Genomic DNA, 13,435 nt, shown 5'->3' on the forward strand with positions numbered 1-13,435 from the left:
GTCGGTGGGTCGGGCGCTGGGCTCCCATGCCCTTGGAGGCGAAATCAAGGGGGAGGGGGCGGCCGCAGGCCGACGCCGGAGGACATTCGCCGGAAAGGGCATGGGGGCCCAGCGCCCGACCCACCGACCGCCGCGCCTGGAAGGGGTCAAAGCACACGTCTGCTTGCCCCGCATAGGGTGAAAAACCAAAAAAAAGCCGCGGAATCCGCGGCTTTTTCGGTCATGGCGCCTTGGGTGGCGCCCAGTCCTTCATGAAGGCGAAGAACCGCGTGCGGTTGTAGCCCTTGGGCTGGCCCTTGTCGGCCTCCAGCTCCCCGGTGAACTGCGAATGCAGCAGCGTGCCGTCGGCATCGAGCACGAACAGGTGCGGATAGCCCTTGATCGCCGGGAACTGCGACAGGAACGCCGCGTTCTCGTTGTCTTCGCTGTAGTTCACCTTCATCCACACGAAGTTGGCATCGCGGAAGCTGCGGATCTCCGCGTCGCCTTCGATGAAGGCATCCATCAGGTGGCACCACGAGCACCACTCCCCGCCCACGTCCAGCACGATCCGCTTGCCACCCCGCTTGGCCTCGACCTTGGCCGTGGCCAGGTCGGCGACCGGATCGCGGCCCGGATCGAACTGCGCGTTGAGCGCGGCGATAGCCGCCACATCGGCCGCGGCCGGCGTGTTGCCCGAGGCCACCGGTGCGCTGGGATCCGCGACCGCCGGCTTCTGCTCGCGGGTATCCAGCGGCTGCGCAGGACCGGCCGTGGGCGCCGACGATGGCGCGCACGCGCACAGCAGGCCCGCCACGATCATCGACGCACACCCCATCTTCCTGCGCATCACCGACCTCACTTGACGCCGTGCATCAGCTTGTTGATCAGCGGGGCGAGCAGGAACAGCAGCGCGCCGGAGATCATCAACGCCCAGAAACCGAAGGTGTAGCCCTTCAGCGCCGACGCCACGGTCATGCCGCCTTCGCCACTGACCACGCCGGCGAAGATGCCCGACAGGTTGTTGCCGATGCCGGTGGACAGGAACCAGCCGCCCATGCCGAAGCCGACCAGGCGCACCGGGGCCAGCTTGGTCACCATCGACAGACCGATCGGCGACAGGCACAGCTCACCGACCGACTGGATGACATAGACCATGAACAGCGTCCAGAACGGGATCTTGCCGTCCACCACCATGCTCGACAGCGCCAGCATCAGCAGCGCGAACGCCACGCCGTTGAACAGCAGGCCCAGGCCGAACTTTCGCGGAATCGACGGATTGGCGCGGCCCAGCTTGATCCAGATCCAGGCGATGATCGGGGCCAGGGTGATGATCGCCACCGAGTTGACCGACTGGAACCACGCGGTCGGGAAGGTCCAGCCGCCGAGGTTGCGGTTGACGATCTGGTCGGCCAGGAAGGTGAACGAGCTGCCGGCCTGTTCGAAGAACATCCAGAACATCACGTTGAAGACGAAAATGATCAGCATGGCGATCACGCGATCGCGCTGCACCTTGCCCTCGCGGATGCCCTCGACCAGCAGCAGCACGCCCAGCGCGATGAACATCACGCCCAGGATCCAGGCCAGCGCGGTGGCGCCGGTGGACAGCAGGAAATAGGCGACCGGGATGGCGACGATCGAGCCGACCAGCACCATGATGATGCGGCCGAAGCCTTCGGCACCCACCGGCGGTGCGCCGATGCCCTTCAGGCCGGCACGACCGATGTAGAACCACACCAGGCTGATCAGCATGCCGATGCCCGAGGCGATGAAGACCATCTTGTAGGACGGCATCGCCTGGGTACCAAAGACCTGCTCGGCCAGGTACTGGGTCAGCACCGGGGCGATCATCGCGCCGATGTTGATGCCCATGTAGAAGATGGTGAAGCCCGAGTCGCGGCGCTCATCCTTCAGGCCGTACAGCTTGCCGACCATCGTGGAGATGTTGGGCTTGAACAGGCCGTTGCCGATGATGATGGTGGCCAGGCCCAGCTCGAACACTTCTTTGTTCGGCATGGCGACCATGAACAGGCCGGCGGCCATGATCACCGCACCGGTCAGGATGGAACGCTGGTACCCCAGCACCCGGTCGGCGACGTAGCCACCGAAGATGGCCGCGGCATAGACCAGCGCCAGGTAGGCGCCGTAAGTGCGGCTGGCGGCGGCCTGACCGGCCGAGTCGCCTTCGAAGAACTGCGACACGATGTACAGCACCAGCGCCCAACGGATGCCGTAGAACGCAAAGCGTTCCCAGAATTCGGTCATGAACAGCATCCACAACGGGCGCGGATGGCCCAGCGTGGTCTTGAACTCCGGCAGCGCCGGATCGGGAACGGATGTCGCGGCGGTGTCTACGCTCATGCGGGATTCCTGGGTTCGGTGGAAGACATGCACGTCCGATGTGCGAAGCAGCGCGGGAGAATCCCAGAACAACGGCGTTCACGTCAAATACACGCCGATTCGTGCAACTGCCGGCACGGTCGCTGAACTTGCATCTGCAACCACCGGTCCGGCCCCGCCAGCGCAGCAACGGCGGGGGCTGCCGCACCCTACGGCGGATGCGGCCGGTAAATATGAATAGGCTTATTGGCAGGACTGCCGGATCAGGCGTCCGGCGGCATCGGATCGTCGTTGCGGATGGTCGTGCGCACCTGGAACAGCTCCGGGAAGAAGGTCAGTTCCAGCGCCTGGCGCAGGAACCCCACCCCGCTGGAGCCGCCGGTACCGCGCTTGAAGCCGATGATCCGCATCACCGTGCGCATGTGCCGGAAGCGCCACAGCTGGAAGGCGGTCTCCAGGTCAACCAGGTCCTCGCACAGCGAATACTCGCGCCAGAACCGGTCGGTGTTCTGGTAGATCCGCTCGAACACCGGGTGCAGGGCATCGTCGGCCACGTGCGGCTGCTGCCAGTCCCGGCCCTGGTAGGCAGCGGGGACGGGATGGCCGAAGCGCGCCAGGTAACGCAGGAATTCCTCGTACAGGCTCGGCGCGTCCAGCACCTCCTGCAACTGCGCCTGCCCGGCCGGGTCATGCGAGAACACCTGCAGCATCTGCGCGTTCTTGTTGCCCAGCAGGAACTCGATGTAGCGGTACTGCAGCGACTGGAAGCCCGAGGACGGGCCCAGTACGTCGCGGAAACCCATGTACTCCGACGGGGTCAGGGTCTCCAGTACCGACCACTGTTCGGTCAACTGGCGCAGCACCTGCTTGCTGCGCGCCAGCACCTTGCGGCATTGCCACACCTGGTCGCGCTGCAGGAAGCCGATCGCCGCACGCAGCTCGTGCGCCAGCAGCTTCAGCCACAGCTCGGAGGTCTGGTGCTGGATGATGAACAGCATCTCGTCGTGGTGCGGCGGGTTGGACAGCGGCTGCTGGGCGCTCAACAGCTGGTCCAGCCGCAGGTAGCCGCCATAGGTCAGACGTCCCTCCAGATCGGTGTGGATACCGGCTTCGAGGTCGCGTTGGTTCTTCTCGACGGACATGGCGTGGGCCAAATGAGGGGGTCAAAGGGTAGCGCACAGCATGCGCTCCCGGGCGGGCGGCACCCTACGCCGGCGTCTGGTGCAGCCGCGGGCCTGGTTTTCGCGCGCGTGGGCCGCCGGGCGAGGCGATCGGCGCTGCCGGCCGGGCCCGCGACCCGATGACCCCGGAGATGGGCAGCGTGGAAGCGCACAAGGTGATCCCGCTGTCGGTGACCCTCGACCACCGCGCCGCCATCGGCGGCGAAGCGGCGCGCTTTCTGCGCGCGGTGCTGGATGACCTAGTGTTGGCGAGCTGATGCGGTAACTGCGGTCCGTGAGTCGGCAGGCACCATGCAAGGATAAAGGCCGCCGCCACGTGGCCGTTATCGTCGGCCAGCCGCGAGGCCCATCCTGGTAGAGCCGAGCCATGCTCGGCTGCTCTTCGCGTCGGCGTATAGCTTCCGTGTAGGGCTTCTGCCGAGCATGGCTCGGCACTACCGGGGCTTATGCGCACCATCAGGCCTGCCGCGACGCCCATCCTGGTAGAGCCGAGCCATGCTCGGCTGCTCTTCGCGCAGGCTTACAGCTTCCGTGGTGGGCTTCTGCCGAGCATGGCTCGGCACTACCGGGGCTTGCGCACCATCAGGCCTGCCGCGACGCCAACCCTGGTAGAGCCGAGCCATGCTCGGCTGCTCTTCGCGTCGGCCTGTGGCCTCCGTATAGGGCTTCTGCCGAGCATGGCTCGGCACTACCGGGCTTGCGCGTACCTTCAGGCCTGCCGCGACGCCCATCCTGGTAGAGCCGAGCCATGCTCGGCTGCTCTTCGCGTCGGCGTATAGCTTCCGTGTAGGGCTTCTGCCGAGCATGGCTCGGCTCTACAGGGGCTTGCGCGTACCTTCAGGCCAGGTCCGACGAGCTTACGATGTGCACACCCGCACGCGGTGCCAGTGCGGCCTCGACCATGGCCGCGGCGATGTTCTAGGCCGGGTTGATCCGCCACGCCTTCGGCAGGACCGGGCCGAGCGCACCCAGCACCACGCTGGCCAAGTGCTCACCGGTACGCCGTTCGGCGCGCTCACCGCCGATCAGTCCCGGCCGCACCAGGGTCAACGAGGGGTAGCCCAGGCCGCGCAGGTCCTGCTCCAGCCGGCCCTTGACCTGGTTGTAGAAAATCCGCGAGTCCGCGTCGGCGCCCATCGCCGAATTCAGCACGAAGGCATGCGCGCCATGCGCCTGCGCCAGGGTGGCCACCTGCAGCGGGTAGTCGTGGTCGATGCGGGCGAACACCTCGCGGCTGCCGGCTTGCTTGATGGTGCTGCCGAGCGCGCAGATCACCGCATCCACCGCCCACCAGGACGCATCGACCGGCAGCCGATCAAAGTCCACCACCGGGTTGTGCAACGCCGGATCGGCCAGCGCCAACGCGCGCCGGGTCGGGGCCACGACGGCGTCGCAGCGTGGATCATCGAGCAACTGCTGCAGCACCTGCCCACCGACCAGCCCGGTCGCGCCTACCAGCATCACCTTCATCGCACGCTCCTGCCGTCAGATTGCCTACCATCGTGGCATATCGGGCGTGGCGGCCCCGGCGTTCAAGCCGGCGTGCCCCGCGCCGATACTGTTCCCACCTCCCCTCGCCCCGGCGCACCCCGCCGGTCATTCGCCAAGGACCTGCCGCATGACCGACCCGCACGACGCTCCTCCCAGTCCCGGCACCGCCGTGGGCCGGTTGCTGTCGCGGCGACAGGCCGAGACCCGCGTGATCGACACCCTCGGCGGTGACGCACCCGGCCCCAAGGGCGGCAGCAGTGCGATGCTGCAGCGCCTGTTCGCCGGCATCGACAGCCCCGAGCCGCTGCTGGCCGCCTTCGCCAATGGCATGTCCACCCTGCCCGGCGAACTGGGCGACATGGGCCTGCGCCTGCAGTCGGCGCAGCGCAGCGCCGACTGGGTCAGCTACGGCCGCGCGATGCGCCAGCTGATCGACAAGTACATCCGCACCATCGAGCAGGAGACGCCCGACGGCCAGCCCGACAGCCTGCGCCTGCGCGAGCTGCTGCGGCACACGCTGGGCGTGACCGTGGCCAGCCTGCTGCAGAACATGCCCGAGCTGAAGGAGGAGCCGGCGCTGATTGCCGCCGACCTGCGCCACTGGCATCCCGGCCAGCCGCTGCAGCCGATCGAACTGCGCCTGCGCGAGCTGTCGCACCAGATCGGCGTACGCAGCGATGGCTGGCAGGAACAGCAGGAACTGCTGCTGAGCCTGTTCGACCTGCTGCTGGACAACATCGGCGAGCTGCTCGATGACAGCAGTTGGCTGCACGGCCAGATCCACGCCGTGCGCGAGCTGATCGGCGGCCCGCTGGACCGCGACTCGGTCGAACAGGCGCGCATCAACCTGCGCGAGGTGATCTACAAGCAGGGCCTGCTCAAGCAGGGCATCAGCGAATCCAAGGCAGCGATGAAGGGCCTGATGGGCGGCTTCATCGAGCGGCTGGACGGGATGGCGGTGAGTACCGGCGAGTACCACGACCGCATCAGCAGCTATGCGCTGGCCCTGAAGGAGGCGCGCAGCATCGCCGATCTCAACCAGCTGCTGCAGGATGTACTGCAGGACACCGGCCGCGTGCAGGAGCAGGCGCTGCAGGCGCGCGACCATCTGGGCAACGCACGCCGCGAGGTCGAGCAGGCCGAACAGCGCATTGCCGAGCTGGAGCAGGAACTGCGCGATGTGTCCGGGCTGATCCGGACCGATCCCCTCACCGGCGCACTCAACCGTCGTGGCTTCGAGGAGTTGATCGAACGCGAGCTGGCCCGGGCCGGTCGCCACGACCATCCATTGGCGCTCGCGCTGATCGACCTGGATGATTTCCACCAGACCAATGCCACGCACGGCCATGCCGGCGGCGATGCGGTGCTGCGCCACCTGGTCGCGGTCTGCCAGCTGCACCTGCGCAGCACCGACGCGCTGGCCCGCATCGGCGGCGACGAGTTCGTGCTGTTGCTGCCGGAAACCCCGGCCGCGGACAGCATGTCCACCCTGCTGCGGCTGCAACGCTCGCTGGCCCAGCGCCCGCTGCAGTTGGACCAGGCCCGCGTACCGGTGCACTTCAGCGCCGGGGTGGCGCAATGGCAGGCCGACGAACCCGCCGATGCCCTGCTGCGGCGCGCCGACGCGGCGCTTTACGCGGCCAAGCGGGTCGGCAAGAACCGCGTGCAGGCCGCCGACGCGCCCCGATGAGCCACGCATCCCGCAACGCGCTGTGATAACCGGCGCGTCCGTGCGAATCATCCGGGTATGGACATGAACAACGCCGCCGCCCGCGACCCGGGCCTCCGTTTCGCCGCGTTGCTGGACCAGCACCGTGGCATCGTGCTGAAGATCGCACGCGGCTACTGTGCGCACCAGGAAGACCGGCTCGACCTGATCCAGGACATCAGCGTGCAGGCCTGGGACGCGTTCGACAGCTTCGACCCGGCCCGTGCCCGCTTCTCCACCTGGCTTTACCGGGTGGCGCTCAATGTGGCCATCTCGCAGCTGCGCCGGCAGCAACTGCGCCAGCGCCACCATGCGGTCCTGGACGAGGACACCCTGCCGGTGGACGACACCGCACCGGCCGAGCAACAGCACGCCGTGCAGCAGCTGGAAATCGCCATACGCACGCTTCCGCCGCTGGATCGGGCGCTGATGCTGCTGCACCTGGACGACCACGACCACCGCCAGATCGCCGACATCCTGGGCATCAGCAGCGCCAACGTCTCCACCCGCCTGCACCGCCTGCGCCAGCAGCTGCGCGCGCGCTTCAATCCCATCGCCTGAGGCCACCGCCATGCATACCGACCCACTCAAGCAGCTGTGGAACCAGCCCGGCAACGAGGCCGACGACAGCGAGGCGAGCGCCGCGCTGAACGCGTGGCGCCGCCACCGGCAGCATGCCGCGCAGCGCCAGCTGTCGGCGTTCAGTGCGGTGCAGGTGATGCAACTGCTGTTCTGGCTGGCGCTGTCGATCTATTGCGGCAGCGTCTGGTGGCAGCAGCCGCCGCTGGCGGTGATGGTCAGTGCGGTGGCGCTGCACGCCTACAGCGTGGCAGTGATCATCGCCAGCGCGGCGCGGCTGCACCTGGTCGGGCAGCTGCAGCCCGACCAGCCGGTGCTGCAGCAGTCCCGGCAGCTGGCGCGGTTGCGCATGCAGACCGCCGTCGGCGAACTGCTGCTGGGATTGCCGTGGTGCTGGCTGTGGCTGGCAGTGCCGGTGCTGATCGCGTGGCAGGCCTGGGGCCTGGACCTGTCGGTGTTCGCCGCGCGCTGGCTGCTGGTATCGCTGGTGGCAGGGACGGCGATGATGATCGCCCTGCTGGTACTGGCGCGCCGCTGGCTGCAGCGCGACCCGCAGTCGCCCCGCCTGCAGCGGGCGATCGATGCGCTGTCCGGCCGCCGCCTGGCCCGGGCACACACCGAACTGGCCGCCGTGCGCGACTGGAACGCCGGCTGACGGCGCCACCGCCCCGCATCCAGACAAGCGCCGCTTCGATCACCGCATCGCCCTGCGGGTGGCATCCGCCGGTGGGCGCGGAATGATGATCAATCCCCCCGCCCCCACCGGTAGCGCCGAGCCATGCTCGGCGGCCTCACCCTCAATGCGCCGCTTTCTTCCCGCGCAGCTTCTGGAACCCCATCACCGCCGCCAGCACGATGGCACCGGCGATCACGCCAACCACCATGTTCCCCAGCGCGTTGACCAGCCAGCCCCAGCGGCCTTCGCCACCGAGTGCCTGCACCAGGTGGTGCAGCGCCGGCACGTTGTGCACCAGGATGCCGCCACCGACCAGGAACATCGCCGCCGTCCCGGCCACCGACAGGAACTTCATCAGCCATGGCGCGGTCACCAGCAGCCCACGGCCGATCGCCGCCAGCGCCGCGCCCTTGCGCGACAGGTACAGGCCGACGTCGTCCAGCTTCACGATGCCGGCCACCAGGCCGTACACGAACACCGTCATCGCCAGGGCGATGATCACCAGCGCGGTGACCTGGTTGAGGAACGGCGCAGCGGACACCACACCCAGTGACAGCACGATGATCTCGGCCGACAGGATGAAGTCGGTGCGTACCGCGCCCTTCACCTTGTCCTTCTCCCACGCGACCATGTCCACCTTTTCATCGGCCAGCGCCTTGACCCGCTCGGCCTTCTGCTGGGCATCTTCTTCCTGCGAATGCAGGAAGCGGTGCGCCAGCTTCTCCACGCCCTCGTAGCACAGGAACGCGCCGCCGATCATCATCAGCGGCACCACGATCGGCACCGGGTAGCCCTTGCCGCGCAGCCAGGCCTCCAGCGCGCTGATCGCCAGCGCGGCCGGCACCAGGATCGCCTTGTTGACCAGCGAGCCCTTGGCCACCGCCCATACCACCGGCAGCTCGCGGTTGGCGTTGACACCCGTCACCTGCTGCGCGTTCAGCGCCAGGTCGTCGCCCAGCACGCCGGCGGTCTTCTTGGCCGCGACCTTGGTCAGGACCGACACATCGTCCAACAGCGCGGCAATGTCATCGAGCAACGCGAACAGGCTGGCACCGGCCATGGCAATCCAATAGATCAAGCGGGAGCGTGGATTCTGCCCGATCCGGGGCGCGGGGCGATAGCGCCAGGCGGATTCACCGGCCCACCACCACGTCCCGGCGACACTGCCGGTGATCCCCCTGCTGGAGCCCTGCTTGAATACCACGCCTGTCGCCCCTGGTACGCCGTCGCTGGTCAAGGGCATGAACCGCCGCAGCCAGATCCTGCGCCTACTGCTGCGTTACCGGCATTCCGGGGTGTTTTCGGGCATGAACCTGGATGCGCGGGCGATGCACGACCTGCCGCCGGAAGGCAACCCGGAGCAGTTCGTCACCGACCTGGAATCGCTCGGCCCCACCTTCGTCAAGCTCGGCCAGATGCTCTCCACGCGCCCGGACATGGTGCCGGTGGAGTTCGCCACCGCACTGGAGCGGATGCAGGAAAAGGTGGCACCGATCCCGGTCGAGCGCATCGCCAGCATCATCGAGCGGGAACTGGGCGCGCCGGTGTCCAAGCTGTTTGCCAGCTTCGATCCGGTGCCGCTGGGCTGCGCCTCGATCGCCCAGGTGCACCGCGCGCAACTGCATGACGGCCGCGAGGTGGCCGTCAAGGTACAGAAGCCGGAAGTGGCCGCGCAGCTGCGCTCGGACCTGGACGTGCTGCGCAGCTTCGCGCTGGCCGCCGACCACCTTACCCAGGTCGGCCGCCGCGTGCGCCTGCGCGACTGGCTCAACGAGTTCGCCAAGACCCTGATGCAGGAACTGGACTACCAGGCCGAGGCGGAAAACCTGCAGCGCTTTGGCCAGCATCTCAAGCCGTTCAAGCCGCTGTGGGTGCCGCAACCGGTGTGGGACTACTGCAGCCACCGCGTGCTGACCATGGAACTGGCCCACGGCGTGCGCGTGGACATGATTCCCGACGTGCGCCGCACCGAGCAGCCGATGGCGCCGCTGGCGGCCGCGCTGATCCGCGGCTATGTCGACCAGATCTTCGTGCATGGCGAGATCCATGCCGATCCGCATCCGGGCAATCTGCGCGTGACGCCCGAAGGTCGGCTGGCGATCTTCGACCTGGGCATGGTCGCGCACATGCCGCCCCGCTTGCGCGAGCGCCTGCTCAAGCTGCTGTTCGCCGCGGTGGACGGCCGCGGTGAGGAAGTGGCCGATGAGATCATCGGCATCAGCACGCGGCTGGAATCCTTCGACGAGGAGCGTTACCTGCGCGAGACCGGGCAGATGATCGCGCGTTACGCGGCCAACACCAGCTACTCCGAAGGCCGCGTGGTGCTCGACCTGGTCCGCATCGCCACCGCCAGTGGCCTGCGTACGCCGCCGGAGCTGAGCCTGCTCGGCAAGGCGCTGCTCAACCTGGAAACCGTGTGTCGGCTGTTGTCGCCGGACCTGGACACCCGCCGCATCGTGGAAAAGCAGCTGCAGCATGTGATGCGCGCGCGGCTTAAGAAATCGCTGTCGGCGGCCAACCTGGCCAGCGAGGCGATGGAGATGCAGCAGCTGCTGCGCGAAGGCCCGCGCAAGATGTCCGACATCCTCGCCCTGCTCGCCGAGAACCGGCTGCAGATGAAGGTGACCGGGCTGGAAGAATCGCGCCTGATGGAGAACCTGCAGAAGATCGCCAATCGCGTGTCGGCCGGCATCGTCACCGCGGCGCTGATTCTGGCTGCGGCGATGATGATGAAGGTGGATACGGGCTGGCACCTGTTCGGGTATCCGGCCATCGCATTCACACTGATGTTCATTGGCGTGGCGCTGGGCCTTGGCATCATCCTCAGTGCGTTGATCTTCGACCGTCGTGCGCGCTCCAAGGAAGAACGCGGGCATCGTTGAACCACGCGTCTCACGCATTCATCAGTCCAATGGAATACGGCTGAGCGCGGCGCTGCCGCGCGCGAACTTTCACGCGCGTTTTACACGCTGAAACACGATGCGCGGTAGCGCTGCGCATGTCGTTTTGAACAAACATTTCAGTCAGGTTCGTGCAGGCATGATCGGGTCATCGGTCTGTCATGCAAGTGTGGTTGGACAGCCGGTCGGATGGGAAATCACGTCGTCATGACGTCCATCACCACCTGTCTCCACTGCCGAAGCTGCCCATGATCTGGATCCTGCTGCTGTCCCTGTTGCTGCTCACCTGGTTGCTGCTCGCATCACGCACGTGGGTATGGTGGAAGGCCGGTCTGATGTCGCTGCTGCTGCTCACGCTCAGCGCTTGGTGGTTGATCAACAAGTTGTCCGGTGATGGGCTCAACGCCGCCACGCTGTACCACCTGGGCGCGGACATGGAAGGCGCCGGTGTCGCCGATTTCAAGGGCTACATCGCCGGGTTCATCGTCCTGGCACTGCTGTCGCTGTTGCCGCTGGCGGTGCCCCGCCTCCAGCGCTGGCACGGCAACACGCACGGCAAGGCCGTGTTCGGCGGGTTCATCGCGATGTGGCTGCTGGCGATCCTGGTCAGCCCGCTCTACAGCGACGGCCAGCGCCTGTACCTGCAGATGCGCCCGGTGGATTACACCGTCATCGCCCCCGAGTACCGCATTCCGCAGCAGGCGCTGACCAAGCCGCGCAACATCGTGTGGATCTACGGCGAGAGCCTGGAGCGCACGTATCTGGACGAGACCACCTTCCCCGACCTGATGCCCAACCTCAATCGCCTCGCCGGCCAGGCGCTGGACGTGCGCGGGCTGGTATCGGCCGAAGGCGGCGGCTGGACCATCGCCGGCCTGGTCTCATCGATGTGCGGCGTGCCGCTGACCACCGCCAAGGAAGATGAGAACAGCATGGGCCGCATGGGCAGCTTCCTGCCCGAAGCGGTCTGCCTGGGCGATTATCTCAAGCAGCAGGGCTATACCAATCATTACCTGGGGGGCGCCAACGGGCAGTTCGCCGGCAAGGGCCAGTTCCTGGCCACGCATGGCTTCGACACCGTCGACGACCTGGCGTGGTTCAAGAAGCAGAAGGTGGCACGTTCGCACTTCTCGCCGTGGGGCGTGCATGACGATGTGCTGCTGGACAAGGCCTACGATCGTTTCGTGCAGCTGTCCCGGCAGGGCCAGCCGTTCATGCTGACCACCCTGACCATGGACACCCACCACCCGGCCGGGCACCTGCCGGTGGCGTGCAAGCGCACCCGTTACCAGAGCGAGTACGGCAACATCGGCATGCTCAACGCGCTCAAGTGCACCGACGGTCTGATCGCCAAGCTGGTCGATCGCATCCAGGCCAGCCCGTACGGCGAGGACACGCTGATCGTGATCGCCTCCGATCACCTGGCCATGCCCAACGATCTCAGCCATATCCTGGCCAAGCAGAAGCGTGAAAACCTGCTGCTGTTCCTGGGCAAGGACATCGCCCCGCGCCAGCTGGCCGCCGCACCCGGTTCCACGCTGGATTCCGGCGCCACCCTGCTCAGCATGCTCCAGCCGGACATCAACGCCATCGGCTTTGGCCGCTCGCTGCTGGACCCCAAGCGCACCGACAGTGCCAGCGCGGCGGCGTTGCGCGACAACGGCAAGGACTATCCACGTTACCTGGCGTTCTCGCGCTCGCTGTGGCTGGGCGACAAGACGCGCCAGCTGCGCATCGACGAGGACAACCAGGTGGTGATCGGCCTGCAGCATGTGCAGCCGCCGGTGCTGCTGGAATACGACAAGCAGTTCGACCTGAAATCCGTGTACCTGGAGAACACCTCCAAGCAGTTCGACCAGGCCGATCCGACCAACACGCTGGCCTATGTCGATCGCTGCACCGCCTTCGAGGATGGCTCGGCCGATGGCGACTGGTGCGCGATGCTGGTCAACCGCGACAAGGGCATCAAGCTGTATCGCGATGACGCACTGCGCAGCGGCTTCGCCGTCGATGGCCCGCTGGAACCGTTCAACGGGCCACGTCCGAGCATCCGCCAGGCGCACATGATCACCCAGAAGGGCCGTCGCACCCGCGCCGGCCAGTACATGCTGCAGTTCGTGGCCAAGCAGTCGCCGGACCGTGGCTTCTGGATTGAAGCGGTGTCCTCGCAGCGCAAGGTGGTGGTGGCCCAGCAGTGGGTGCAGCCCGACGCGGAGGGCCGCATCAGCGTACCGTTCGGCCTGGATCACGAAGTGGACGACCTGGAAATCCGGGCGTGGTTGAACCACGCCGAGAAGCTGGCCGTGGACAACTTCGCGCTGGTCCCGTCGCGACGCGGCAACCGCGGCTAACGGTAGTGCCGGCCGCTGGCCGGCTCCCGACCCACCCGCATCACGCGATTGCCGGCCAGCGGCCGGCACTACCCGGTTCTACGCACGCAGCAATCCCGGTAGTGCCGGCCGCTGGCCGGCTCCCGACCAACCCGCACCACGCGATTGCCGCCCAGCGGCAGGCACTACCTCGTTCTACGCACGCAGCAATCCCGGTAGTGCCGGCCGCTGGCCGGCTCCCGACCCACCCC

At 67.1% G+C, this 13,435-nt stretch carries 8 protein-coding genes and 3 pseudogenes; 6 read left to right on the forward strand and 5 right to left on the reverse strand.

Translation table 11 applies throughout. From position 1 onward, the window contains the following. Window positions 1-220: 220 nt before the first annotated feature. From NR101_RS07855 to NR101_RS07865, 3 genes are all read right to left on the reverse strand, one after another. Window positions 221-829, reverse strand: a complete 609-nt coding sequence (locus NR101_RS07855; RefSeq protein WP_256777582.1) for a thioredoxin family protein — start codon at window positions 827-829, stop codon at window positions 221-223. Window positions 830-837: 8 nt separating this feature from the next. Continuing rightward, window positions 838-2,340 (reverse strand): peptide MFS transporter, encoded by a 1,503-nt coding sequence (locus tag NR101_RS07860; RefSeq protein ID WP_256777583.1) that lies wholly within the window; start codon window positions 2,338-2,340, stop codon window positions 838-840. Window positions 2,341-2,582: 242 nt separating this feature from the next. Further along, a complete protein-coding gene (locus NR101_RS07865; RefSeq protein WP_256777584.1) occupies window positions 2,583-3,461 on the reverse strand; it encodes a tryptophan 2,3-dioxygenase family protein in 879 nt (292 codons plus the stop codon). Between the two features lie 113 nt (window positions 3,462-3,574). Between NR101_RS07865 and NR101_RS07870 the strand changes: the two are divergent. Then, window positions 3,575-3,757, forward strand: a pseudogene (locus tag NR101_RS07870) (2-oxo acid dehydrogenase subunit E2); the annotation flags it as partial. A gap of 580 nt (window positions 3,758-4,337) precedes the next feature. Here NR101_RS07870 and NR101_RS07875 read toward each other — a convergent pair. Further along, window positions 4,338-4,970 (reverse strand): annotated as a pseudogene (locus tag NR101_RS07875) (NAD(P)H-binding protein). A gap of 148 nt (window positions 4,971-5,118) precedes the next feature. On the opposite strand from NR101_RS07875, the gene NR101_RS07880 reads away from it, so the two are divergent. From NR101_RS07880 to NR101_RS07890, 3 genes are all read left to right on the forward strand, one after another. Then, window positions 5,119-6,681 (forward strand): GGDEF domain-containing protein, encoded by a 1,563-nt coding sequence (locus NR101_RS07880; protein ID WP_256774734.1) that lies wholly within the window; start codon window positions 5,119-5,121, stop codon window positions 6,679-6,681. Window positions 6,682-6,744: 63 nt separating this feature from the next. Then, window positions 6,745-7,260: a sigma-70 family RNA polymerase sigma factor gene (locus NR101_RS07885; protein ID WP_256774735.1), complete on the forward strand. Its 516-nt coding sequence runs from the start codon at window positions 6,745-6,747 to the stop codon at window positions 7,258-7,260. 10 nt (window positions 7,261-7,270) lie between these two features. Continuing rightward, window positions 7,271-7,933 carry a hypothetical protein gene (locus NR101_RS07890; protein WP_256774736.1) on the forward strand — a complete coding sequence of 221 codons (663 nt, stop codon included), beginning with the start codon at window positions 7,271-7,273 and terminating at the stop codon, window positions 7,931-7,933. A 142-nt stretch (window positions 7,934-8,075) separates the two neighbouring features. Here NR101_RS07890 and NR101_RS07895 read toward each other — a convergent pair whose 3' ends face one another. After that, window positions 8,076-9,014, reverse strand: coding sequence for a DUF808 domain-containing protein (locus NR101_RS07895; RefSeq protein ID WP_256774878.1), 939 nt, complete (start codon window positions 9,012-9,014; stop codon window positions 8,076-8,078). Between the two features lie 166 nt (window positions 9,015-9,180). On the opposite strand from NR101_RS07895, the pseudogene NR101_RS07900 reads away from it, so the two are divergent. Next, window positions 9,181-10,836: pseudogene (locus NR101_RS07900) on the forward strand (AarF/UbiB family protein); the annotation flags it as partial. A 266-nt stretch (window positions 10,837-11,102) separates the two neighbouring features. After that, window positions 11,103-13,205: a phosphoglycerol transferase I gene (locus NR101_RS07905; RefSeq protein WP_256774737.1), complete on the forward strand. Its 2,103-nt coding sequence runs from the start codon at window positions 11,103-11,105 to the stop codon at window positions 13,203-13,205. Window positions 13,206-13,435: the final 230 nt, after the last annotated feature.

The organism is Stenotrophomonas sp. Ste86, from assembly GCF_024519465.1.
Lineage (GTDB): Bacteria > Pseudomonadota > Gammaproteobacteria > Xanthomonadales > Xanthomonadaceae > Stenotrophomonas.